This window comes from Rhizobium sp. FG113, assembly GCF_057809895.1.
Genome location: NZ_JBMDKV010000014.1, coordinates 1 through 24943 on the forward strand (window position 1 = coordinate 1; position 24943 = coordinate 24943).

16 protein-coding genes are annotated in these 24943 nt (G+C 61.9%); 4 read left to right on the forward strand and 12 right to left on the reverse strand.

All coding sequences use genetic code 11. The features are described 5' to 3' along the window. Positions 1-143: 143 nt before the first annotated feature. From clpB to rocF, 4 genes are all read right to left on the reverse strand, one after another. A complete protein-coding gene (gene clpB / locus ACODTZ_RS25305) occupies positions 144-2741 on the reverse strand; it encodes an ATP-dependent chaperone ClpB (protein WP_018901595.1) in 2598 nt (865 codons plus the stop codon). A gap of 292 nt (positions 2742-3033) precedes the next feature. After that, entirely contained in the window at positions 3034-3513 is a 480-nt protein-coding gene (locus ACODTZ_RS25310; protein WP_047508497.1) for a chemotaxis protein CheW, read from the reverse strand. Between the two features lie 232 nt (positions 3514-3745). Next, positions 3746-4945: an ornithine--oxo-acid transaminase gene (gene rocD / locus ACODTZ_RS25315; RefSeq protein ID WP_489029064.1), complete on the reverse strand. Its 1200-nt coding sequence runs from the start codon at positions 4943-4945 to the stop codon at positions 3746-3748. Between the two features lie 27 nt (positions 4946-4972). Next, a complete protein-coding gene (gene rocF / locus ACODTZ_RS25320) occupies positions 4973-5908 on the reverse strand; it encodes an arginase (protein WP_113197349.1) in 936 nt (311 codons plus the stop codon). Positions 5909-6054: 146 nt separating this feature from the next. On the opposite strand from rocF, the gene ACODTZ_RS25325 reads away from it, so the two are divergent. Next, a complete protein-coding gene (locus ACODTZ_RS25325; RefSeq protein WP_047508503.1) occupies positions 6055-6483 on the forward strand; it encodes an Lrp/AsnC family transcriptional regulator in 429 nt (142 codons plus the stop codon). Positions 6484-6748: 265 nt separating this feature from the next. Here the strand turns inward: ACODTZ_RS25325 and ACODTZ_RS25330 are convergent, their stop codons facing one another. The 5 genes from ACODTZ_RS25330 to ACODTZ_RS25350 all read right to left on the reverse strand — a co-directional run bounded on the left by ACODTZ_RS25330 (position 6749) and on the right by ACODTZ_RS25350 (position 19047). Next, on the reverse strand, positions 6749-8398 hold the full coding sequence (locus tag ACODTZ_RS25330) for an AAA family ATPase (protein ID WP_052214023.1): 1650 nt from the start codon (positions 8396-8398) through the stop codon (positions 6749-6751). Between the two features lie 554 nt (positions 8399-8952). Further along, on the reverse strand, positions 8953-10362 hold the full coding sequence (locus tag ACODTZ_RS25335; protein ID WP_489029067.1) for a sensor domain-containing diguanylate cyclase: 1410 nt from the start codon (positions 10360-10362) through the stop codon (positions 8953-8955). A 153-nt stretch (positions 10363-10515) separates the two neighbouring features. Beyond that, complete coding sequence (locus tag ACODTZ_RS25340; protein ID WP_489029069.1) at positions 10516-16626, reverse strand: translocation/assembly module TamB domain-containing protein; 6111 nt, start codon at positions 16624-16626, stop codon at positions 10516-10518. A 62-nt stretch (positions 16627-16688) separates the two neighbouring features. Then, positions 16689-18617 carry an autotransporter assembly complex protein TamA gene (locus ACODTZ_RS25345; protein WP_489029070.1) on the reverse strand — a complete coding sequence of 643 codons (1929 nt, stop codon included), beginning with the start codon at positions 18615-18617 and terminating at the stop codon, positions 16689-16691. 172 nt (positions 18618-18789) lie between these two features. After that, positions 18790-19047, reverse strand: coding sequence for a YMGG-like glycine zipper-containing protein (locus tag ACODTZ_RS25350; RefSeq protein ID WP_018901584.1), 258 nt, complete (start codon positions 19045-19047; stop codon positions 18790-18792). A 348-nt stretch (positions 19048-19395) separates the two neighbouring features. Between ACODTZ_RS25350 and hemA the strand changes: the two genes are divergently transcribed. Next, positions 19396-20610, forward strand: a complete 1215-nt coding sequence (gene hemA, locus ACODTZ_RS25355) for a 5-aminolevulinate synthase (RefSeq protein ID WP_209234319.1) — start codon at positions 19396-19398, stop codon at positions 20608-20610. Positions 20611-21493: 883 nt separating this feature from the next. On the opposite strand, the gene dxr is transcribed toward hemA, so the two are convergent. Continuing rightward, a complete protein-coding gene (gene dxr / locus ACODTZ_RS25360) occupies positions 21494-22687 on the reverse strand; it encodes a 1-deoxy-D-xylulose-5-phosphate reductoisomerase (protein ID WP_489029072.1) in 1194 nt (397 codons plus the stop codon). Between the two features lie 356 nt (positions 22688-23043). Between dxr and ACODTZ_RS25365 the strand changes: the two genes are divergently transcribed. Then, positions 23044-23694, forward strand: coding sequence for a hypothetical protein (locus ACODTZ_RS25365; protein WP_489029073.1), 651 nt, complete (start codon positions 23044-23046; stop codon positions 23692-23694). A 104-nt stretch (positions 23695-23798) separates the two neighbouring features. After that, positions 23799-24044: a BON domain-containing protein gene (locus tag ACODTZ_RS25370; protein WP_489029075.1), complete on the forward strand. Its 246-nt coding sequence runs from the start codon at positions 23799-23801 to the stop codon at positions 24042-24044. Between the two features lie 4 nt (positions 24045-24048). Here the strand turns inward: ACODTZ_RS25370 and ACODTZ_RS25375 are convergent, their stop codons facing one another. Beyond that, a complete protein-coding gene (locus ACODTZ_RS25375; RefSeq protein ID WP_181459346.1) occupies positions 24049-24198 on the reverse strand; it encodes a hypothetical protein in 150 nt (49 codons plus the stop codon). Between the two features lie 140 nt (positions 24199-24338). Continuing rightward, complete coding sequence (locus tag ACODTZ_RS25380) at positions 24339-24851, reverse strand: DUF992 domain-containing protein (protein ID WP_489029077.1); 513 nt, start codon at positions 24849-24851, stop codon at positions 24339-24341. Between the last annotated feature and the right edge of the window lie 92 nt (positions 24852-24943).

Sequence of the window (24943 nt, forward strand, 5' to 3'; positions counted from 1 at the left end):
GATCTCCCCCCTTGTGGGGGAGATGTCCGGCAGGACAGAGGGGGGTGCCACACGGGACAACGCCGGCGGCAGTGTCCGGGACGACCGCGCCAAACACAAAAACGGCGGCCGAAGCCGCCGTTTCCACTCACACACCAGTCCGCTTACGCCGCTTCGCTGACACCAGCACTCCTAGTGCGGAACAGCAGCCGATCGGTCCCGCCGGTGATCTTCACCGTCGAACCATCCGGCACCTGTCCGCCGAGGATCTGTTCGGCGAGCGGGTCCTGGACGTACTTCTGGATCACCCGCTTCAGCGGCCGCGCGCCGTAGACAGGATCGTAACCCTTGTTGGCGAGCCAATGCGTGGCCTCGTCGTCGAGCTCGATGGTGATCTTGCGCTCGGCCAAGAGCTTCACCAGACGCTGCAGCTGGATGTCGACGATCGCGCCCATCTCGTCCCGCTTCAGGCGGTGGAAGAGGATGATCTCGTCGATGCGGTTCAGGAACTCCGGCCGGAAGTGGCCGCGCACCATCTCCATCACCTGCTCGCGCACCAGATCGCTGTCGTCGCCGTCCTTCAGCTGCGTCAGATATTCGGCGCCAAGGTTCGACGTCATGATGATCATCGTGTTGCGGAAATCGACGGTGCGGCCCTGGCCATCGGTCAGGCGGCCGTCGTCGAGCACCTGCAGCAGCACGTTGAAGACATCCGGATGCGCCTTTTCGATCTCGTCGAACAGCACGACCTGATAGGGCCGGCGACGCACCGCTTCCGTCAGCGAACCGCCTTCCTCATAGCCGACATAGCCGGGAGGGGCACCGATCAGCCGGGCCACGGAGTGCTTCTCCATGTACTCGGACATGTCCATGCGCACCATCGCCGTCTCGTCGTCGAAGAGGAAGCGGGCCAATGCCTTGGTCAGCTCCGTCTTGCCGACGCCGGTCGGGCCGAGGAAGATGAACGAGCCGAGCGGCCGGTTCGGATCCTGCAGGCCGGCGCGCGCACGGCGCACCGCCCGCGACACGGCCTGAACCGCGTCGCCCTGGCCGATGACAGACTTCGCCAGCTCGTCTTCCATCCGCAGCAGCTTCTCGCGATCGCCTTCCAGCATCTTCTCGACCGGAATGCCGGTCCAGCGGGAGACGACATGCGCGATGTTGTCGGGGGTCACGACCTCCTGCACCATCGCACTGCGATCATTGTCCTGCGCTTCGGCTTCCGAAAGCTTCTTTTCAAGCTCCGGAATGACGCCGTAGGTCAGTTCGCCGGCGCGCTGGAATTCGCCCTTGCGCTGGGCGATCGCCAGATCGTTGCGGGCATCGTCGAGTTCCTTCTTCAGGTCGGCGGCAAGGCCGAGCTTCTGCTTTTCCGCCTGCCAGCGGGCCGTCAGCGCGTCGGCGCTCTCCTCCAGATCGGTGAGTTCGGTCTCGAGCCGGACAAGCCGGTCGGCCGAGGCGACATCGGTTTCCTTCTTCAGCGCTTCGCGCTCGATCTTGAGCTGCATGATGCGGCGATCGAGTTCGTCCAGCTCTTCCGGCTTGGAATCGACCTGCATGCGCAGGCGCGCAGCCGCCTCGTCCATCAGGTCGATCGCTTTATCGGGGAGAAAGCGATCGGTGATGTAGCGGTTCGACAGCGTGGCGGCCGCCACAAGCGACGAGTCCGAGATGCGGACCTTGTGGTGCTGCTCGTACTTCTCTTTCAGGCCGCGCAGGATCGAGATCGTGTCCTCGACCGTCGGCTCTTCGACGACGATCGGCTGGAAGCGACGGGCGAGCGCCGGGTCCTTCTCGACATGCTTGCGGTATTCGTCGAGCGTGGTCGCGCCGACGCAATGCAGTTCGCCGCGCGCAAGCGCCGGCTTCAACAGGTTCGAGGCATCCATCGCGCCGTCACCCTTGCCGGCACCGACGAGCGTATGCATCTCGTCGATGAACAGGATGATCTCGCCGTTTTCGGCCTGCACCTCGTTGAGCACGCTCTTCAGGCGCTCTTCGAACTCGCCGCGATATTTCGCGCCGGCAATCAGAGCGCCCATGTCGAGCGCCATCAGCTTCTTGTCTTTCAGCGATTCCGGCACGTCGCCATTGACGATGCGCAACGCCAGACCTTCGGCGATCGCCGTCTTGCCGACGCCGGGTTCACCGATGAGAACGGGGTTGTTCTTGGTACGGCGCGACAGCACCTGGATCGTGCGGCGGATTTCATCATCGCGGCCGATCACGGGATCGAGCCGGCCATCGCGGGCTTCCGCCGTCAGGTCGCGGGCAAATTTCTTCAGCGCGTCAAAGCCCTGTTCGGCATTGGCGCTGTCGGCCGTGCGGCCCTTGCGGATTTCATTGATGACCTGGTTGAGCGTCACCGCCGTCACGCCGGCATTCTTCAGCGTGATCGCGGTCGACGATTCCATCGCCAGCGCCTGCAACAGACGCTCGACCGTGACGAAGCTGTCGCCGGCCTTCTTCGATGCCTCTTCGGCGGTCGAGAGAACCTTGGCGAGCGGTGCGGCGAGATAGATCTGGCCGTTGCCGCCGGAGACCTTTGGCAGCTTGGCAAGGGCGGCATCATTGGCAAGGCGGGCGGCCTTGGCGTCGCCGCCGGCGCGCTCGATGAGAGACGCGGCCATGCCCTGGTCGTCGTCGAGCAGCACTTTCAGCACATGCTCGGGCGAGAACTGCTGATGACCCTGGGCCAGCGCATAGGTCTGCGCCGACTGGATGAAACCGCGCACCCGCTCGGAGTATTTTTCAATATTCATAAATAGACCTCCTTAAATCGCCCTGCCCTCATAAGGCACAGGCCGATGACTGAGATTGAGCTCCCTCAAGAGGCGAGCCATGTCTCCTCGCCGGCGGACGAAACCGCGGCGAAGAACTTGCTCAGGATATGGTGGGAAGCCGCGAAAGTTTAAAGAGGTGGCGCGCCCAAAAAACCACGCTTGGGAGCAAGCTGCGGCCGGCCCGCGAGCGGCAACCGGCAGGCCGAAAACGAGATCGCCCCGCCGGAGCGGCTGCTCGGGCGGGGCGGGATCGAATTGTATTGGATGGCGCTTACGCGGCGACCAGATCGTCCGTCTCGTTTTCCTTGAACATCTTGGCGAGGTTCAGGAAGCAGATCATGCCGTTTTCGGACGCGATGATGCCTTCGCAGAAGGCGCGGTCGAAGGACGCGGTAACCTCGGGAACCGGCTGCACCTGATCGGCCGAAATCGTCAGGATGTCGGAGACGCGGTCTACAAGCATGCCGATGACCATGTTGTGCACTTCGGCGACGACGATGGCGCTGCGCTCATTGGCGACGGTGCTCTTCATGCCGAGCTTGAAGGCGAGGTCGATGATCGGAATGACCGAGCCGCGCAGGTTCATGACGCCGATGACGTCGGCCGGCGAATGCGGGATCGGCGTCGAAGGCGCCCAGCCGCGGATTTCGCGGATGGTCGTCGTCTTCACGCAGAATTCCTGGTCGTGCAGGCGGAAGGCAATGATCTCAAGCGTATCGCCACTGAAGCTCGGAGAATTGATCGTCGTCATTAAAAATGTCCCAACTGTCGAAAGCCAGGGCAGAAGCAACCACGCCACCATTGGCGTCGATGCACTTTGCCTTCAAGCCGCCAGTTCTCTGAATATGAAGAGTACCGTTACGGTTACTGAGGACTGTAAAGAAAGAGTGTTTCCCAAATCTAAACCGGCCGGCAGGATTTTTCGCCCGGTGAGAAGGGAAAGGCGTTGAACGGATCATGGACCCGTTCAACGCGGCCAAGTCTCAGACGATGGTCTTGTCGATCTGCTCCACCGCCCACTCGACCTGATCCTTGGTGATCACAAGCGGTGGCGCCAGGCGGATGGTGTTTTCGTGGGTGTCCTTGGCGAGAAGCCCGAGGTCCTTGAGCGCGTAGCAATACTGCCGCGCGCCGCCCGCTTCCGGCACCAGTTCGACCGCCATCATCAACCCGCGCCCACGCACCTCTTTCACGATGTTCGAGCGGATCGACCGCAGACCTTCGAGGAAGTAGTCGCCCATCCGCTCGGCATTGCCGATCATGTCTTCTTCCGTCAGCACCTTCAACGCCGCGCGCGCCACGGCGCAGGCAAGCGGATTGCCGCCGAAGGTCGAGCCGTGCTGGCCAGGCTTCAACACGCCCAGCACCTCGGAATTCGAAAGCACGGCGGACACAGGATAGAAGCCGCCCGACAGCGCCTTGCCGATCAGCGTCACATCGGCCTCGATACCCTCATGCTCCTCTGCCAGCAGCTTGCCGGTGCGGCCGAGCCCGGTCTGGATCTCGTCGAGGATGAGCGTGACCTTGTTGTCGGTGCAGAGCTGGCGCACCGTCTTGAAATAGCCCGGCTGCGGGATGATGACGCCCGCCTCGCCCTGGATCGGCTCGATCAGCGCCGCCACAGTGTTCTCGTTGATCGCTGCGGCAAAGGCTTCCGCGTCACCGAAGGGAACGGTGCGGAAGCCCGGCGTATAGGGACCGAAGCCTGAGCGCGCATCCGGATCGGTGGAGAAGCTGATGATGCTGAGCGTACGGCCATGGAAATTGTCGGAGCAGACGATGATCTCGGCCTTGCCCTCGGGCACGCCCTTCACCTCGTATCCCCATTTGCGCACCGCCTTGATCGCTGTCTCGACAGCCTCGGCGCCGGAGTTCATCGGCAGGATCTTGTGCGACCCCGTCAGCGCTGCGAGCTCCTCGTAGAGATGCGCCAGCTGGTCGTTGCGGAAGGCGCGCGAGGTCAGCGTCAGCTTGCCCGCCTGCTCGACCATGGCCGAAAGGATCTTCGGGTGGCAATGCCCCTGGTTGACGGCCGAATAGGCAGACAGGCAATCGAGATAGCGCTTGCCATCCGTATCCCAGACATAAACGCCCTCGCCGCGCGTCAGGACGACGTCGAGCGGCTTGTAGTTATGGGCGCCCAGGCGCTGCTCTGTATCGATCAATCTGGCTGAACTGCTCATGGTCGTCCCTTCTTGTTATGCGGTTTCTTATGCGGCACGCGTCGGGCGGTCGAAGATGCGGCGGCCGAACAGGCTGGCCGTCAGCTCAACGAGAACGCGCGCGCTCTTGCCGCGATCGTCGAGAAACGGGTTGAGCTCGACCAGATCGAGAGAGGAGACGAGCCCGCTGTCGCAGAGCATCTCCATGATCAGATGCGCCTCGCGGAAAGTCGCTCCCCCGGGCACCGTCGTGCCGACGCCGGGCGCGACGTCAGGATCGAGGAAATCGACATCGAGGCTGACATGAAACAGCGCGTTCGCCGCTTCGACCTTGGAGAGAATGTCGCGCATGATCGCCGCCACCCCCTGCTCGTCGATTGAGCGCATGTCGAAGACGTTGACGCCGTGCTCCTTGATCAGCTCGCGCTCCGGCGCATCGACGGAGCGTATCCCGACCTGGAAGACATTCTTCGGATCGACCAGCGGCCGGTCGCGCGGCAGGATGTCGGAGAGATCGGCCTGGCCGCAATAATAAGCGACAGGCATGCCGTGAATATTGCCCGATGGTGACGTTTCCGGCGTGTTGAAATCCGAATGCGCATCAAGCCAGAGCACGAAAAGCGGCCGCTTCTGCTTGGCGGCATAGCGCGCCATGCCCGATACCGAGCCCATCGACAGGCTGTGGTCGCCGCCGAGAATGATCGGAAAACGACCGGCATCGGCGATCTCGTAGACGCCGGCTTCGAGCGCCCGCGTGAATGCGCCGACGGTGCGCAGATTGTGCGCCTTCGGATTGTTCGGCAGGTCACGGGCCGGCACGATCTGCACGTCCCCAGCATCGGCAACGTCATGGCCGAGATCGACAAGCGCGCGGTCGACGCCGGCGATTCTCAGCGCCGTCGGCCCCATCGCGGCCCCCCTGCGGCCGGAGCCCTCTTCCAAAGGCGCACCGATAAGGGTGACCGATCGCGACTGTGCCTGCATCTTGTTCTCCTGCTCACTGCTTCGGTTGAATATCTGCCATCGCCACGGCGACAAAAAGATGAAAAAGTGCCAGTTTCACAGCATGATTTGGCAGTTTGCCAAGTCCAGCCATACAAAGTGAAACCCCGCTCCTACAAAGTAAGACCATGGACGACCTCGATCAGGAACTTCTGAGCGCCCTGCGCCACAATGCCCGCACCCCCGTCTCCTCGCTTGCCGCCATGACCGGCGCCTCACGCGCCACCGTCGCCGCGCGCATTGACAGACTGGTCGCCAACGGCACCATCGCCGCCTTCACCATCCGCACCGGCCACGAGACCCGCGCCGCCGGCGTGCGCGCCATCGTCATGATCGAGGTGCTCGGCAAGCTGGCCGACAAGGTCGCCGACCAGCTGCGCGGCCTGCCGCAGGTGCGCGCGCTCCACAGCACCAACGGCAAATGGGACTTCATCGCCGAACTCGAAGACCGCGACCTCGTCTCCTTCGACGAAACCCTGCGCCGCATAAGACTGATCGACGGCATCAACACGACTGAGACGAACATATTGCTGAAGACGCGGAAGACCAGCTTTTAAGGCGAAAGCGGGGAAGGCAACCGGGGCGTCCGCCTTGCGCCAATAGGAGACATAAACCGCTTCGAGTTTAGAGGCTGGAATGGGGGCCGGAGTTGGCTTTTTCGTTCGCCTGACGGGTCTTCAGAAACTCTCACGACCTGCCACCGGTGCCTAGATCAGCAAGCAGATCGATGGCCTTGCGGTCACCGATTGGTAACGGCGTGGGTAATCGATCGGGGAGCGTTTCAGACATAGGAAAATGTAACTCGCCTCCGCACACTGAGCGTCAACGAGGTATCCCGCGTCGTGCCTTGTCCTTGATCCATGCGGCAACCTTGTCGAGAAATGCCCAGACATCGTCATTACCGGGATGAACATAGTTGGGGGCTTTCGGGTCGCTTCCCAGCGCCTCGAAGATGTTGCGCAGCCACCTTTTGCTTCTGGGAACATTCAATCCTGTTAGCCAGTGCTCGACTTCGCCATTCCTCAGAACGAACAAGCCATATTGATCGAGGCGGTCAAAAAGGTTCTCGGCCTTTTCCTTCGGAGCGCCATTGAGCAGGGCAATTCCGCCATCCGACTTGGGTTTCTTGCCGTCTGAGATAAGGTCTGACCAGACGCCTGCGCGCTCCAATTTTATAGGATCGTGTGGCTTAGGGTAATTTGTGGCTTCCAAGAGAACTGGGAAGTTGGTTTCGGGGTTGAGTGCATCAACGTCTAGAATGACGGCCACGGGTATCCCGAGTGCCCGAAGCGGACCGACGATCTTGTTCACAGAGTCCTTTCCGTTGGCGTTAAGGAAAAGGGTGTTCGGCGCGCCTCGTCCAGATTCCTCTGCAAGAAGTCGCTCGTTGAGCTCTTGGTAGAAGGCACGGTCCGCATCCGCTTCGGTAACCACGACGCCTTCGTAAAAAACGCCCGACAATGCATTTGCAGACCGCAAAAGTGGCTCTTGCATCATCACGCGGATGTCGTCGTTCGAAAGCATGCGAGCAGTAGAACTGCCTTGCTGATAGGTCAGGCGAACGACATTGACCTTCGCGCCCGACTGGATCGCGCCCATCAGGAACTGGCTGCTATGGGTCGATACAAAAACCTGCTTGTCGCCTTGGCTCGCAGTCTGTGCGATCTCGCGGCCAAGTTTGTAGGCCAGTGTGGGGTGCAGAAAGGCTTCCGGCTCGTCGATGATCATGATCTTCGGGTCGCCTGCGCGCAGTACCAACAGCATGCCCGTAAAGGCCTTCATTCCGTCGCTCCACTGATGGATGGGACGAGCATTCCTCATCCAGTCCAGCGTGGCGTCCTCTACGGTGCGCTCATTTGGTGGGGCCGTATTCCCATATCGCAGGTGGATTGACGCGCCTTCGGAAATGTCCATGCCTAGATAAAGGCCGAAGGCATCGAAAAGGACATCCCGTAGCGACTGGCGGCGAGGATCGTCCGTTAAAAGCCTAGCAAAAGTGCTTTGCGGGTCCTTCAGATCGCCTCTACCCTGTTCCGAGGTCAGGCCAATCCTGCTTGGCCCATCAAGAATGAGCATATGATGAGCCGCGAACAGTTGAGCGAAGCCATTTATGTTTCCATCAGGATTCTCCAGAACTTGGCGGAAACCTGGGACGTGGACTTGAGCCCGCCAGGGGCCAAACTTGAGGTATACGTGATCAGGGTGATCCACTTCTCCCGCATTGCGCCTGGGGTCTGCCCAGACTTCAATAATCGCGTCGACTTCTTCGGCAGTGTGTTTACGGAATTTGAGACCAGCAAGAATTGTACGATGCGTATCTCCCCTGCTGCTGAATTCGGCGATCTCGCGCAGCACCATACTCTTCCCTGAGTTGTTTGGCCCGACGAAAATGGTAACAGCAGGCTCGTCCAACACCAGTGGGTCTGCGCCTTGGCCAGCGCCAAAGCGAAACCTTACTTCCTCAATCAGCACCGAAATCTCCTCTAAGCCCCGATTGTCAGACAGCGGAGGTCGACCATCCGTGTCGACACCGTCGCATCCCACGCGTTTGACCGCAAGGTGATGTGTATCTGCCTCGACGTTCTTCCAAATAGGGGACCGTCAGCTTCCCAACCCAGATTGGGCATCTGGATTCATAGAGCGATTGGCAGCTTTAGCGAATGCCTACAGCAGGCTGAACGACCGTGATTGAGGCGCAAAGCCGTCCGGCTGCTTTCTACCTAAAATGGCGACTTCGGGCCGAAATCAGCGGCCAACAGGCGACGCCGGGCACGAATAGCTTGTCACATCTGCGTCAACATGGCTGATGTCGCACCTAACCGTTTTGCGGTAGTGCTCCCTCACGCTTGAAAGCGTCACGCAACAGCCTGGATTATTCGAAATGTGGGATTGGTTCCCGATCATCTTCTTTCCGCTCAAGATCATCGTGCTCGGCACGGGCATGTTCTTCGCCATCAAGTGGCATCGCGATCAAGAGAAGAATAAGTAGCAAGGACGGCGGACGGTCAGCGCCCGCCGGCTATGCTCTAGCCAACCGCAAGCGCCAGATCGTTCGCGGTCGACGAAACGACGTTCCCTCGGCCAGTTCCCTTTGCCTGATAGAGCGCCTGGTCCGCGCGCCGCAAAGCCTCTTCGCAGGTTTCGCCGCCACCGCTTGTCACGTCCGCAATTCCGAAGGATGCGCCGATCACCACTTTGCCGGCCGATAATGGATACGGCTGCGATAGAATCGAGGACAGTCGGCGGCAGTGCCATTCGGCGTCGGCGAGCGAGATATGCGGCATGAGGACGGCAAATTCGTCTCCGCCCAATCGGAATACGACGTCATCTTCCTTGCATCCGCCCTGAAGGCGAGCGGCAACCTGCTGCAGCAACTCGTCACCGGCCGCATGCCCGTGTCTGTCGTTGACGGATTTAAAGCCGTCGAGATCGATGCAGACCACCGTCATCGGCCGAGCCGAACTTAGTCGTGCGAATTCGGGGGCAAGCAGCGACCTGTTCGCCAGCCCGGTCAGGAAATCATGTGTCGCGGCATGGCGCATCTGCTTCTCGGATTCCAGGATCGAGGAAATCGCCTTCCGCGAAAGCCGCAGCGAAAACAGACCACCGAAGATGAGAACCACGGTCACCACGACCGCCAACGGCAGCGATTGACGCAGCAGATCCTTGGCGGGCGTTGGCGATCTCCATGAGAGCACCTCGGTCTCACCGTCAGGTCGCGTCGCTATTTCCACGCGCGCCCGGTCGGCGCCGACCGTCTTGAGCGGACCAACGGTCGCATCGTCGAGAACGAAACGATTGCCCAGGAATTCCGGCAGGCTGCCGGCGATCGGCACGGCGGATACGAGGATCGGCGCCCGGCTCCCGCGTGGTACGGATGTCTTGAAGTCCGATTGAAAAAGGCTTGCGGTAAGCAGAACCGCATCATTGTTGACGACCTCGACCCTGCTGAAGGCGATGGGGTTGGGAATTCCCTCGGGCCGCGTCTTTGCTTCCTCGGACCTGACGCGCTCGACAAGGGTGCGAGCATCACCGACGATGACCTCGGGACCGCGCACGAAGAATGCCCGATCCTTCATCTCGTCGGCGGTTCTCGAATAGATGAGAGCGTCATCGGAGTTGAGGATCGCGGCAAAACGCGTCCTAGACGTCCCGATCAGCGACTGGCCGATGTTCCTGTCCGCCCATTCGAAATCGAATGTGTTGTCGAGTTTCGCGATTGATTCATCCCAGATCGTCCAAGCTGTCAGCGCGAACTCGAGGTCGGATGTCCAGACCGCGATGTTGCGCTTGACCAAGGTCTCCTGGCGCTGGCGGCTCTCGGCATCCAGCCGGGCAACGCCGAACGACGGGATCGCAGCCAACCCCGCAATAACGATCGCCGTGAGAATGAGAGCCGGTCCTACCAGCTTGAGATGGGTAAAGCGTGTGGTCACTTTGGCGTCCTGGTCTTTTGTCGACACAGGTAGCTTCCGCCAGTTTCGGTTGCGTTATCGCAAAGCTCTTTTTGGTGAGCGCGGTTAATATCCCGTTGCGTCGGCCGATAGTCCGGGAGTGCCGTCAGGCGCCAACCATAGGCGCCCCCACCCTCAATATTCCTTCTCGTACACCACGCCCGCCTCGCCGGCACCATTGGCGCCGGCCGCCCCGCGCAGCTTCACGCCACGCCCGACATCGAGGTTGATGATCGCCTTGGCGCCATCCTTGGTGTTCTGCTGCAGCTCGATATAGGTGCGCTCGTTGAGATAGCGGCCGACGCCGACATTGGTCTGGCCGTTGGCATCGGTGCTGATATCGAAATCATCGACGCCAAGCTGGTTGCGCAATCCCTGGAACAGCGAGGTCGAGCGACCGCCCGCAAGCTGGCTGACGGCATCGGCAAGCTGGGCGATCTGGATCGCCGAGAGTTTCGACATCGACTGCCCGAAGATCAGCTGCGCCAAAACTTCGTCCTGCGGCAGCGCCGGCGAGGAGGAGAAGGTGATGGCCGGATCGGTCGCCAGCCCCGCCACGTCGACGGTCAGCGTCGTCGTGCCCGAGGTCGAGGTCGCCGCCATCTGCAGCGCCGGCGTCAGATCGCCGGCAAAGGTGATCCGGCTCTTGTCGGAGAAATCGAGACGACGGTTGAGAATGGTGAGACGCCCGCGCCGCATGGTGAAGCCGCCGGAAACCACAGGCACGGACGCCGTGCCCCGGATCGTCACGCTGCCACCGAGCTCGGCATCGATGCCGCGTCCACGCACGAAGATCTGCGAGGGCGCATCGACCTGGATATCGAGATTGAGCGTAGTCGATTTGCCCCTCGCGCCTTCCTGCGTCGTGTCGCGGATCTGGGCGAGAACGGCCTTCGGCGCGTTCTTGTGGCGGATGTCAATCTCGCGCAGCGATGTCGGAAGCTTTTCCGGAACGGTGATCGAGGCCTTTTCGAGCGTAAGCTTGCCGTTCAGCGTCGGATTGGCAAGAAGCGGCCCACGCAGGCCGATCGTGCCGTCAACCGTGGCAACGACGAGCGTGCCGTCGACATAGACGGCCTTGTTGAGACGGACATCGATATTGGCGGGGAAGTTCGCCGCCGGCTGGATACCGACATCGCCGGTGACCGCGATATTGCCGCCGCTCGCAAGCTGCCCGGTCAGGCGCGAGATCACCGCGCGCTGCCCGTCGAAGCGGATATCGGCCGTCAGGCTGTTGATTTCCAGATTGCGCCGGACGTCGATGACCTTGGCGCCGCTGGTGGCGACCGTTCCGTTGATCACGGGCGCCGCCGCGGTCCCGCCGACCTGCAGATTGAAGTTGGCGTTGCCTTCCGCGACGAACCCTTGCGCGGCTAGCTGCGCGCCGAGAACGGCGAAGGGCAGGTTGCCGGAAAAGCGCATGTCGAGCGCCCGGTTGCCCGAGATGGCGAGGTTGCCGCCGCCTCGCAGCGACAGGCCGGCATCGCCGGTAACTGTCGTGTCGATGGTGAGCCGGCCCGAAGCGAGCTTGCCGTTCGCACCGATCGCAAGCGGCGAGACACCCGCACCGCGCGTCTGGCTGGTCGCGGCATTGCGCCAATCGAGCTTGAAGTCGACATCCGGCATCGGCAGCTTGCCGGAAGCCGCGACCGTGCCCGAGATATTGCCCTCGGCGGCGAGCCCCGGAACGAAGGCGTTGGCCAGCCCCGCCGGCAGGTTCGATATGTCGGCCTTCACGGCAAGCGATTGCGCATTGGCGCCCGCGACCACGAAGTTACCCGCCGCCTTCAGTGCCACGTTGTTGCCGGTAAGATTGGTGGTGAAGTCGAGCTTGTTGTCAGCAAGCTTGCCATTGGCATTGGCCGACAGCGAGCCGACGCCCGCAGCCCGCGTCTGCGTCGTCGCCGCGTTCTTCCAATCGAGATTGAAGTCGATGACGGGATTGGCAGGCGTTCCCGATGTCTTCGCCCGGCCCGAAATCGTGCCCTCGGCGCCAAGGCCAGGTACGAAGCCATTAGCAAGGCTCGCCGGTAGATCGGTGATGTCAGCATCGACCGAAAGCCCCTGAATATTGGTCCCAACCAACGCCGCCGTCCCCTTGGCCTGCAGCAATGTCTTGCTGTTGCTGGCCAGATTGGCGTCGAAATTGATCTTGTTGTCGGCGAACTTTCCCGTCGCGTCGAGGCTGAGCGCCGAAAGGTTGGCGCTCTTGGTCTGCCGCGTCGTCGCATTCGCCCAGTTGAGCTTGAAATCGACGGATGGCAGCGGCAGCGCGCCGGAAACGTTGGCGGTGCCCGAGATCATGCCGCCGGCATCGAGATCGGGCACGAAGCTGCTGACAAGTGCTGCCGGCAGGTTGTTGAGCGTCGCATTGGCTTCGATCGTCGTCGGCTTGGTCCCCTCGATCCCGATCTTGCCGGCCGCCTCGAGCGCCGCACCGGCCTGACCGTCCAGCTTCGTGGTGAAATCGAGCGCCTTGTCCTCAAGCGTTCCTTTGAGCGCCAGCGCCATGGCCGGCAGCTTCGCTGCCTTCGTCTGGCTGGTCGCGACATCGGCCCAAGCGAGATCGAAACTGGCCTTCGGCTGCTGCAGCGTGCCTGATGCCGAAGCCGTGCCGGAAATCGTGCCGCTGGCGCCGAGCCCATCGACGAAGCCATTGGCGAGCCCGGCCGGAACCGCGCTCAACGTCGCATCGACCTTGAGATCGCCGACCGCCGAATCTTGAAGCTTGAGATTGCCCGCCGCCTTCACCGACATGCCGCCGTTGGCCGAAACGTTGCTGTCGAAGGTGAGCGTGTTGTCCGTAAACGTCCCGTTCACCGAAGCACCGACGCCCGAAAGGCCGGCCGCCTTGAGCTGGCTGGTCGAGGCGTTCTTCCAATCCAGCTGGAACTGCGCGGCCGGCATCGGCAGCTTGCCGGATGCGCCGAAGCTTCCCGATATCATGCCCTGCGCGGCAAGATCGGGCATGAAGGCGTTGGCGAGCGCCGCCGGAATATTGGCAAGCGTCCCGTCCACCTTCAGCGTCTGCGCGTCAGTGCCGGTGACGACGAAGCTGCCATCGGCCTTGATCGCAAACCCGCCGCTGCCGCCGGCATTCGCGTTGAAATTGAGGATGTTGTTTTCCAGCTTGCCGCTCGCCGTCAGCCCGAGCGAGGAGAGCTTGGCGACCTTGGTCTGGCTGGTGGCCGCGTTCTTCCAGTTCAGCTTGAAATCGAGCGCCGGCGCCGGCAGCTTGCCCGAAGCGGTGACGCTGCCGGTGATGGCGCCTTCGGCGTTCAGCCCAGGCACAAAGGCATTGGCCAATCCGGCGGGAATATTGACGATATCGGCATCGACCTGCAGCGACTGCGCATTCGGCCCCGCCGTGACGAAATTGCCGGCAGCCTTCAGCGAAACGCCGCCCTTGCCGCTCAAATCCGTTTTGAAATCGAGCTTGTTGTCCGCGAACTTGCCATCCGCACCGATCGAAAGCGCGGAAAGCCCGGCCCCCTTCGTCTGGCTAGTCGCGGCGTTCTTCCAATCGAGCGTGAAATCGGCCACGGGTGCTGCCGGCGTACCCGTCACAGAAACCTTGCCCGAAATCGCACCCGCGGCATCGAGATCGGGCACGAAGCTGTTGGCAAGGCTCGCTGGCAATTGCTTGACCACGGCGTTGATATCGAGCGTTTCGCCGGCCGAGCCGGTTACGTTGATCGCGCCGTCGCCGGTCTTGATCTCGAGACCATCGAGCGTCACCGTGCCATCAGTAATCGACAGCTGCGACGGCGCGGCAAGATCCACCGCAATGTCATGCGGCTTGGCCGAGAAGCGGTCGAGCTGAACGAGCGTCGTGCCGGCATTGGCTTCGACACCGCCGCCCGCCACCAGCGGGTGGTTGTCGTAATAGCCGTCGAGGCTGAAATTCGTGCGGTTGCCGAGCTGCGTGAAATTCACCGCCAGGCTGTCGATCTTGTTGGTGCCGGATGCGACCTCGTCGGCCTTGATCGCTCCCGTTGCTGCTAATGCCGAGAGATCGGTGACGGTGACATCGACATTGGGGCTGACGATCGCGAAGTTGCCCTGCTTCAGGCCACTGCCCGTCGCCGCCACCTTCAGGCCGATCTTGCCGGCATCGTTGCTGATGTCGACCGACCCCTTGAGATCGCCCTCCGCCTTCTGGCCGGCCAGCGCCGCGATGAGGCTGAGATCGGGCAGGTCGAATGTCAGAGCGCCCGTCGGCGCGAAGCTTTCGGACAGCGCGACGTGACCCGTCAGGCTGTTATTACCGACATTGGCCTTGATCGACGGCAGCGTCGTCTGCCCGCCCTCGGACAACACGTCGGTGCTGATGTCGATCGCCTGGCCATCGATCTTGCCGGTCGCCTTCACCTGCGCCTTGGGCGCCTTCGGATCGGCGGTCGCGGTCAATGCCACAGCGAGATCGCTCAGCCCGCGCCCAGCCATGTCGATCGCGGGAGCGTTGAGATTGGCCGAAAGCGCCAGCGCGGAGAGATCGCCGCCGGCCTTCAGACTGTAGGTCACGGCACCCGAGGCGGTGTCGAGCAACGGCTTGATATCGGGCACGCGGCCGGCAAGCGTCGCATCGAGCGTCGTGCCGTCGAGAACGATATTGCCTGTCGCAACCGTGAGGTCCGACTTGATGCTGAGGTTCGACAGGTTGATCTTGTCGGGAATGGTGCCTGCCACTTGGCCCTCGATCGTGACAGGCGTCTTGAACCGCGCCGCGACGGCCGGCGGCATTGCCGGCGGCTCGACGGTCAGCTTGGCATTACCGGTGAGCGAATTGTCGGTGAGCTGATACGCACCATTGAGGCTGGCATTCGCCGATGCGCTCTCGATCGTCGCGCCATTGAAGCCGATCGCCGCCGGCGAAATCTGCAGCGGCAGAACGATCGTCACCGGCCCCTGAACCGCCCGGTTGATATCGGGGTTGGCAAAGGTCATGTCGCCGGCGACAAGGCGGATCTGCACGGCGCCGGAGCGGCCGCTAAGATTGAAGTTGTCGCTCTTGGCGGTCAGCTTCACATTGCCGATCGTCGCCTGCGGCAGCACGGCGGTATCGAGCGAGGCGCTGGCATTCAGCCGCGACGCCTTGGCATCCCCCGTCAGCGCCAGATTGACGCCCGTGATCATGAAGCGTGCTTCGCCTTCCGCCAGCGGCCAGCGGAAATCGACCGGGCCGGATGTCCCGAGCAGATTGGCGTTCAGGCTGTTCTTGCCCTTCGGGTCCAGCGTGCCGGAGGCGGCGATGACGACGGCGCCCGTCGCCACATTGCCGGTCTGGATATCGATCTTGCCGGCATTATCGAAATTGGCCGCGAGATCGATGTTCGTCTGTCCGGCGAAAAGCGGCCGGAACGCCGCCGGCATCAGCGAGCTCAGATCGCCGCCGCCCTTGAGCTCGACATGATGCAGAGCCTGGTCCGGCGTCAGCGTGTGATGCGCTTCGATCGCGGCGCGCTGCTGGCCATCGAGCGAGGCCTGCAATTTGGCTTTCCAGTCGGAGATCGGGCCATCGCCATTGAGGCTGATCTCGACGGCCGGGTTGTTCGGCAAGGCAAGCACACCGGCGAGCAACCCGCCCTTCGGTTCGTTGAGCTTGGCTTTGACCGTAAGCTGGCTGTTTTCAGGCAGGAAGGCGACATCGGCCGTCAGCTTGGCATCCGGCACGTCGTGGCGGTGTACCGTGATATTGGCATCGCCGCCCTTCGAGTCGGCACGCACGCTGCCATCGGCCGAGAGCGTGAAGGCGCGCCCGATCAGCGGCTGTGACAGGCTGATCTTCGGCAGCGATATCTGATCGATATCGATCTTGATCGGAAGCGAGAACCCGCCGCTGGCCTCCCCTTCCGCAGCCGGCCGCGACGGCAATGTGCGGACCGGCTTACGCAGAACGCGGATGGCATCCGCCTCCAGGCGCGTCGCATGGAAGCGCCCGGTGAAAAGCGCCAGCGGATTCCAATTGATCGACAGGCCGTCGACATCGGCAAACGTGCCGCGCGTATCTGAAAGCACGATGCGGGTCGCGCCGAGGCCACCGGTGAGCAGCCCCTGCGGGTCCATCACCCGGATGGTCATGTCGCGATTGGAGATGGTCGACGTCACCTTGTCGACCAGAATGCGGGCGCCGAAGCCGGTGAAGCCGAAGATGCCGATGGCCACGGCAAGCAGGATAACGACGACGCCGGCTCCGTAACCGAGCAGTCGTGCAATCCACTTGAAGATGTTCGTCAGCGTAAGCATGGACCCGGAGCTATCCCGTTTTCTGCGCGGCTATCGCAATCTCGCTGCGAGCCTGAACCTCGTTAGAACGACTGACCGATGCCAGCGTAAATGCCGTAATCCGTCCCACCCTCGAACTTGTTGAGGGGAACGGCGAAATCAAGCCGGATCGGCCCGAATGGGGTGGCGTAGCGCAGGCCGATACCGGCGCCTGCCCTGATATCCGAAAAATCGGGCGCAACATCGGCGGAAACCACCCCGACATCGATAAACGGCACAATGCCGATCGTGTCGGTGATCTTCACGCGCGTCTCGAACGACGCCGTCATGAAGGAAGCACCACCGGTCGCCTCGTTGGCGGCGTTATAGGGAGAGATTTCCTGATAGCCGTAACCGCGCACCGAACCGCCGCCGCCGGCAAAGAAGCGGCGGGTGGCGGGAATGTTCTCAAGATCGTCGGCGCCAAGCAGGAACCCGGCCGAAAGCTTGCCGGCAAGCACGATCCTGTCTTCGGCGCCAAGACCGTAATAGCCGGAGACCGAGCCCTCGAAGGCGGAGAAGAACGTGCCGTTATAGGCTTCGTAGCTCGGCGTCACCTTGCCCATCAGCCGGTAGCCCGATGTCGGGTCGAGCTTGTTGTCGCGCGCGTCGCGATCGAACTGCAGGGGAGCCGCGAAGGTCAGGTAGGTGTTGTTCCCGAACGCGTCGTCATCCTTTTCCCAGCTCACTTCGCCCGCGCCGGTAAACGTGTCGGTATCGTTGAGTTCGTAGGAATAGCCGAGCGATGCCGTGACCAGCTTGGCGCTATAGGCATCGGGATTTTCGGTCTTGGCGAGAATACTGGCGATCAGCGTCCCCGATGGCACGAAGGCGCCGGGCTTGGTGAAGGTGATACCCGCCGAGAAATCGAGATCGCCCAGAGCCGTCGCATCCCCGAGGCGGCCGACCGCACCCTCGACGCGCAACCCTTCCGCTCCACCGAACAGATTGCGATGGCCCCAATAGCCATTGACCCCGAAACCGTCGATCGTCGAATACTGCGCGCCGACGCCGAAATAGCGTTGCTTGCCCTCCGACACCTCGATGATCATCGGCAGGCTGCCGTCGCCGGCCAGCCGGTCTCCCTCGTGAATGGTAACGCTCGAGAATACGCCAAGCGCCCGCAGCCGCTCGCCGGCCTTCTTCAGCGCCTCCGGAGAATAGCGATCACCCTTGTTGATGCGCGAATAGCGCTCAATGAAATCGGACCGCACCGCCTTGGCGCCGGTGACGCCCACCGTCCCGATCGGCGCGACCGGCCCGCCCTCGGCGGCAAGCACGACGTCGACAGTATCGGTCCTGTGATCGGCCACCACCTTGCGCGTCGTCAGCTTCGCCAGCGGCCGCCCCTCGCTCTTCAACTGCTCAACGATCTTGTCGCCGGCCTTGATGATCGTCAGCGATCCGGCCGAAGCACCGGATCCGAGATCGTAATCGGCGGGATTTCGGTTAGCCGCATCGCCGCCGAATTGCACTTCGCGCACGTGAAACACCGGCCCGGCCGCAACGCTGACATTGACGGGCACCGGGCGCGAGCGATTGAACGTGGGGTTCGGCGGCAGGTCGTCGATATTGCGGCCATCGACGGTGATGGTCACGACGCCGCCATAGCGCGCCTTTTCATAGAGAGCCGCGATCAGCCGTTCGCGATCGTCGCGCGCCTTGACGACGACACCGAGATCACCCGAAACCGGCTGCTCCTTGTCTCCGACCAGACGCGAGCTGTTCTCAAGCGCCTCCTTGAGGTCGGGATCATCAGCATCCGATGTCAGCGTCACCTCATAGCGAACGGGGTCGGGCACCTGGTTGGCGTCCGTATCGTCCTTGCCGAAGAAGTTGATCCCGAAAAGCTTGAAGGCGTATGCATTCGACACGAGTGCCGGTGACAAGGCAGTCGCCACCGCGACCATTGTCACGATGCCTGCTCGCCGATACGCAATACCCGGTTTCGGTGCCTTCCGTCTAATCTGCATCCGCCGCTTTTTGGTTACACTGGATTTAAGCTCTGCGCCCCCCGGCCTGATGCGACCTTAGCGGCAAAATTCATTTTGTTGTACCGTTTTAAACCGCATGATTGCTGATTTAGCGGAAAAAAACAAAAATCCCGGGCCAGAGACCCGGGATTTGAAAGGTTGTGGCGAAGGATCAGCCGCGGCAATCGTCGATATAGCGGCGACCATATTCGTCGCGGTAGTAGCACTGGCCTGGCTGTTCGGACACACGGCCGATCAGCGCGCCGGACACACCGCCGACGGCAGCACCGACAGCCGCGCCACGAACATTGCCGGTAACCGCGCCGCCGATGACAGCGCCGGATGCCGCACCGATGCCCGCACCCTGTTGTGTCGGCGTGCAGCTTGCAATCGATAGGCCGATAAAGGCGAGCGCAATAATCTTTTTCATCAATAACTCCTGATTGTTCGCCCGAGCGGGCGGTGGCCGTCCCTGATTCCTGTCTTTTTTGTAACCTAGACCGCAAACTATGGCGCAAAAAGGGGCAAGCAACTGCTCCAACCGATTTCAATTGGTCTGAAGCCATGAAAATCGACTGGCAAATCGGTCACCAAGAACCATGCGAAGCACTGCGCGCAGGGCTGCAATGCACGATTGATCTGGTCAAGCACGCCAATTTCAAATTAAAGTAATTCGAAACTAGGGACGATTTGACGCACATGGTGCTAAATCGGACCAAATGGGTTGACGTGCAGTCGTCATTGGGCGGAGAACGCCTGCACGATACTGGAGCATGAGATGGATTTCGAAGCATTCTTCAAGAGCGAGCTGGAAGGCCTTCACAACGAAGGTCGTTACCGCGTGTTCGCCGATCTTGAACGTCACCGCGGCAATTTCCCGCGTGCCACGCGCCACACCCCCGAGGGGCCGAAGGATGTGACCGTCTGGTGTTCCAACGACTATCTCGGCATGGGCCAGAACCCCAAGGTGATCGAGGCGATGAAGAACGCCATTGACCACTGTGGCGCGGGTGCGGGAGGCACCCGGAATATTTCTGGCACCACGCACTACCACGTTCTGCTCGAGCGCGAGCTCGCAGATCTGCACGGCAAGGAATCGGCCCTGGTCTTCACCTCGGGTTACGTCTCCAACTGGGCAGCCCTCGGCACGCTCGGCGCCAAGATCCCCGGCATGATCATCTTCTCGGATGCGCTGAACCACGCCTCGATGATCGAGGGCATTCGCTACGCCAAGTGCGACCGCGTCATCTGGAAGCACAACGACCTGCAGGATCTCGAAGCCAAGCTCGCCGCCGCCGATCCGAAGGCGCCGAAGATGATCGCCTTCGAGAGCGTCTACTCGATGGACGGCGATATCGCGCCGATCAAGGAAATCTGTGATCTCGCCGACAAGTACGGCGCCATGACCTATCTCGACGAAGTCCACGCTGTCGGCATGTACGGCCCGCGCGGCGGCGGCATCGCCGAACGCGAAGGCCTGATGGACCGCCTGACTGTTATCGAAGGCACGCTCGGCAAGGCCTTCGGCGTCATGGGCGGCTATATCGCGGCATCCACCGCGCTCTGCGACTTCATCCGCTCCTTCGCATCCGGCTTCATCTTCACCACGGCGCTGCCGCCAGCGCTCGCCGCCGGCGCGGTTGCCTCGATCCAGCACCTGAAGGTCAGCCCCTTCGAGCGCGCCCGTCACCAGGACCGCGTTCGCCTGCTCCGCGCGCAGCTCGACAAGGCCGGCATCCCGCACATGCCGAACCCGAGCCACATCGTCCCCGTGATGGTCGGCGACGCCGCCAAGTGCAAGTGGATTTCGGACCTGTTGCTCGACAACTGCAACGTCTATGTCCAGCCGATCAACTACCCGACGGTTCCGGTCAAGACCGAACGCTTGCGAATCACGCCCACGCCGCTGCACACCGATGCCGACATCGAGCACCTTGTGGAAGCGCTGCATTCGCTCTGGTCGCGCTGCGCATTGGCCCGGCACGTCGCGTAACCTCACGCGCGACGGCGCTGCAGTCTCGGCTTGGAGCCTACGGCAGACAGCGAGAGTCATAAGCTATTGAAAGAACGCGGAAACTCCACTCGCCGCGTCATCCTCGGGCTCGTCCCGAGGATCTAAGCACGGTGCCCGGAATTCAACGGTGCTGGGTGCATGGAAGAGCGAAGCAAGCTCTTCACTCTACCGCCAACCCGCGTCTCCCGCCTCGCCAAGTCTCCATCCACGTCGAGCAAGTTGGCCGCTCAGCAGATGCTCGGCACAAGACCGAGCATGACGGTCGTGGGCTTGGGGTGGCTGCGGATAGAGTGGGCATAACCTGTTGAACGAAAACGGCGCCCCACTCTCGGCGTCATCCTCGGCCAACGAGCCGAGGATCTAAGCACGTGGCCAAGAGTGCAACGGTGCTGGGTGCATAGAAGGGCGAAGCAAGCTCTCCGCTCTATCGCCAACCCGCGTCTCGCGCCTCTCCAAGTATCCACTCGCGTCGAGCAAGTTGGCCGCTCAGCAGATGCACGGCACAAGACCGAGCATGACGGCGGCGGGTTTGGGAACGGCTGCGGATAGAGTGGCATAACCTGTTGAAACAAGGCGCCAATCCCACTCTCGACGTCATCCTCGGCCAACGAGCCGAGGATCTAAGCACGTCGCCGAGAATGCAACGGTGCTGGGTGCATAAAAGGGGCAAAGTCTTCATTCCACCGCCAACCCGCGTCTCCCGCCTCGCCAAGTGTCCATCCACGTCCAGCAAGTTGGCCGCTCAGCAGATGCTCGGCACAAGACCGAGCATGACGGTCGTGGGTTTGGGAACGCCGTAACCTATTCGACGAAAACAGTGCCGCACACTCGCGTACGTCGCGGACCGTCCGCAACCAACCCTTCAGGCAGCTTTCTCCCGGCTCGCCACCAAGACCGCAGCCCGCTGCCGGGCTTCCTTGTCGACGCTAAACACGTCGTCCATCGTCGCGGCCTCGGGCAGATGCGCCAGCTGGTCCATCACCGTCTCGGTCACATCGGCCATGGCGAGGAACGACAGGCGCCCGGCGATGAAGGCTTCGAGCGCCACTTCCTTGGCCGCATTCAAAACCGCACCCTGCACGCCGCCGCGCGTCATCGCAAGGCGAGCGAGCCGCAGCGCCGGGAAGCGCGTCTCGTCGGGTGCCTCGAAATCCAGCCGCGCCAGCTTGGCGAAATCGAGCCGCTCGATCGGCAGGTTCGGCCGGCGGGGATGCGCCAACGCGTAACCGATCGCGGTGCGCATATCAGGCGCGCCGAGCTGCGCCAGCACCGAGCCGTCGGTATAACCCACCATCGAATGGATCACCGATTGCGGATGCACGATGACCTCGATCTGCTCAGGCGTCAGCCCGAACAGGTGCTTGGCCTCGATCATCTCGAGCGCCTTGTTGAACATCGAGGCGCTGTCGATCGAAATCTTCAGCCCCATCGACCAGTTCGGATGCGCGCGCGCCGTCTCGACGGTCACACCTGCCATCTCCTCCAGCGAGGCGTTGCGGAACGGTCCGCCCGACGCCGTCAGGATGATGCGCTCCACGGCGTGGCGCTGGTTCTCTTCCAGCACTTGGAAGATCGCATTGTGCTCGCTGTCGACGGGCAACAGCTTGCCGCCGCCACGGCGCACGGACTGCACGAAGAGATCACCGGCGGAAACCAGGCATTCCTTGTTGGCAAGCGCGATATCGGCGCCCTTGCGGGCCGCGGCCAGCGTCGGCGCAAGGCCCGCCGTGCCGACGATCGCCGCCATCACCCATTCGGCCTCAAGATCGGCGGCTTCCATCAGGCCTGACTGACCGGCGGCAACCGCGATCCCGCTTCCAGACAGCGCGCTCTTCAGCGCTTCGTAATGGCTGTCACTCGCCGTCACCGCGAGTTTGGCACCGGTCGCGCGAGCCTGCTTTGCCAGCAGATCGACGTTCTCGTTGCCCGTCAGCACGGAGATTTCGAAGTTTTCGAGACCGCCGAGATGCTTCACCACATCGAGCGTGTTCTGCCCGATCGAGCCGGTCGAACCGAAGATGGAGAGGCGCCGAGGCCCGTTTCTGCCCGTGATCATGCGCGATTTTGCCTGCGTTCCGTCATTTCCCTCGGCTCTACAGGGGATTGGAATGACCGGCAAGTGTGCAGTGCAGCAGATTTTTGAGCCCGAGGGGTTTACATCTCCGCCGGTCGATGTGATCCTGACAACAATCCTCAGGGATAGGAGCATTGGCAATCGTATCGGTTGCAATTTTCAAGCTCCGGCGGCGCCAATTTCGCGCCCGCTTCCGTATCCGCGCCAAAGGCCGGACGCGATAGAAACCAGAACGAGATGTCGGGTTTGCAAGGCGAAATCCTGCGCGCTTTCGTGCGTTTCCGCTTCAAGCCCGCATCGACCAGAAGACCCTGACCGTTACGAAGGGACAAATGGCCATGAAAGCGACAAGCAGTTTATTGCTTCTGCCCGCCGCGCTCATTTCATTCGCACCGCGCGTCCACGCAGAAAACCTCGTCATCTGGACACCCGTGAAAGTGTCCGAACGATCCTACAAGGCAACGATGGGCTTTCGCCTGCCGGCCGAATGGGAAACCAGCGCCGGCGCCGATATCGGCCTCGCGGCATCGAAGGGCGGCGTGCTGCTCGGCGGCTCCGAACAGGCCTCGCTCTGGGGCAAGATCACCAAGGTCAGCGTCACGCCTGCAGCCCGCGCCGAGCGGTCCGCCAGCGTGCGCATCGACACGTTGCGGGGCAGCGGCGCACTGATGCTCAGCCGCTCCCGCAGCCGGATCTTTTCCGATTCGCTGGACATGGTCTCGACCCGCTTCGTGCAGGTCCGTTACGACGCCGTCGACACCCGCCAGACATTTGTCGATACCTCGCAGGCGCTGAAGCTGATCCAGCCCTGGACAGGAACCTCGTTTTCGGCCGCCGCTACGGTGTCTGGCTTCAATGGCGATGTGACGAGTTCGCTGGCGCTGAACCAGCTGATCCTCCCCGACCTTAATTTGAGCGCAACAATCAGCAATCCTGGCTCCTCCACCCGCTCGGGAAGCATCAACCTGAACTACCGGGTCAGTTGGTGACCGCGCACGCGACGCCGGCGACGAAAGGTTTCTTAATCGGATGGGAGGAAGGAAGGCATGAGATGGCAAGTTACGAAATATCACCGTCCTCACGAAAGACGGATATGAGCGAAGAAGCGGCGCTGAAGGCGGATGTATCCACCGCGCTGGCGGTCGCCAGCGGCTTCGACGCCTCGCACATCGCGGTGTCAGTCGAGCAAGATGAAATCGTTCTCACCGGATTGGTCGCGACCAAGGCGGACCTCGCCAGTGCCATCATCGTCGCCGAGACGACGGCAAGCGACCACACGGTCCGCAACCGCATCGTTGTCGCCCAATCCGTGCTCGACAACCTTGGCGAAGCCGTCTGAGCGATCAGCCGGCAAAGCGTTCCGTCAGGAAGCCAGTGGCGACACGATCGGTCTTCTGCGTCGTAATGGGGCCGCTCGGCTGATAGCTGACGGCGATGAGAAGGCCGCCGATCAAGAGATAGGCAACCGCGAGCATCGAGAGTTTCATGGTCATGAGCTTGGTCTCCTTTGACCAGAACAACGCGACGATCGGCTGTAGGTTCCTTTCCCGAAATGAGCCACCCACACGGCACCCACGAAACGAAAAAGCCGCCCCTGACGGGACGGCTTTTCCATTGAAATCAAATGCTAAAATCAGCCGGCAGGCGTAAGCGTAACCGAGGTGCCGGTTGCAGCGACGTTGAGGCCAAGCTGGCCGGTGACGCTGATGGTCTGCAGCTGGATCGAGCCAACCGTGCCGCCGAACAGCACGTTGGCGCCGACGCCGCCAGCAAGCGTGGCTTCAGCGGTGATGCCCTGATAGAGGCCGCCGAGCGAACCGCGATGATAGCCGGCGGTCGGAGCAAAGACTGCCCAGACGAGACGGCCGCGCGTGGTGAAGCCGAGGTCGACGCCCATCTTGCGGATGGTGCCGCTGTAGTGATCGACGGAGCCGCGCGTACCGTTGAAGACGCAATCGACGGACTTCGCCGAACCCAAGACGTAGCCGACACCGCCGCCGACGTCGCAGGTCAGAACGCCGATCTTGACGCCATCGCGCTGATCCGGCTCTTCATAAGTCGTCACGAGATCCGCTGCCGCCACCGAAGTAGCGAAGACTTGAGCCAGCGAGGCTGCTGCGACGATCGATGCGATTGTCTTGTTCATTGTGGTCTCCTTAGTATCCTGACGAAAAACATAGTGCCTTGTTATAACTTACCAACCCCGGCTGTATGAACAAAATTAACAAATGCTCAAAA

Coding starts and splice junctions, on each gene's coding strand:
- ACODTZ_RS25350 (WP_018901584.1), bottom strand. CDS start 19,047: ATGAAAAAGATTATTGCGCTCGCCTTTATCGGCCTATCGATTGCAAGC.
- ACODTZ_RS25365 (WP_489029073.1), top strand. CDS start 23,044: ATGAAAGCGACAAGCAGTTTATTGCTTCTGCCCGCCGCGCTCATTTCA.
- hemA (WP_209234319.1), top strand. CDS start 19,396: ATGGATTTCGAAGCATTCTTCAAGAGCGAGCTGGAAGGCCTTCACAAC.
- ACODTZ_RS25325 (WP_047508503.1), top strand. CDS start 6,055: ATGGACGACCTCGATCAGGAACTTCTGAGCGCCCTGCGCCACAATGCC.
- ACODTZ_RS25345 (WP_489029070.1), bottom strand. CDS start 18,617: ATGCAGATTAGACGGAAGGCACCGAAACCGGGTATTGCGTATCGGCGA.
- rocD (WP_489029064.1), bottom strand. CDS start 4,945: ATGAGCAGTTCAGCCAGATTGATCGATACAGAGCAGCGCCTGGGCGCC.
- clpB (WP_018901595.1), bottom strand. CDS start 2,741: ATGAATATTGAAAAATACTCCGAGCGGGTGCGCGGTTTCATCCAGTCG.
- ACODTZ_RS25340 (WP_489029069.1), bottom strand. CDS start 16,626: ATGCTTACGCTGACGAACATCTTCAAGTGGATTGCACGACTGCTCGGT.
- ACODTZ_RS25380 (WP_489029077.1), bottom strand. CDS start 24,851: ATGAACAAGACAATCGCATCGATCGTCGCAGCAGCCTCGCTGGCTCAA.
- ACODTZ_RS25375 (WP_181459346.1), bottom strand. CDS start 24,198: ATGACCATGAAACTCTCGATGCTCGCGGTTGCCTATCTCTTGATCGGC.
- dxr (WP_489029072.1), bottom strand. CDS start 22,687: ATGATCACGGGCAGAAACGGGCCTCGGCGCCTCTCCATCTTCGGTTCG.
- ACODTZ_RS25370 (WP_489029075.1), top strand. CDS start 23,799: ATGAGCGAAGAAGCGGCGCTGAAGGCGGATGTATCCACCGCGCTGGCG.
- rocF (WP_113197349.1), bottom strand. CDS start 5,908: ATGCAGGCACAGTCGCGATCGGTCACCCTTATCGGTGCGCCTTTGGAA.
- ACODTZ_RS25310 (WP_047508497.1), bottom strand. CDS start 3,513: ATGACGACGATCAATTCTCCGAGCTTCAGTGGCGATACGCTTGAGATC.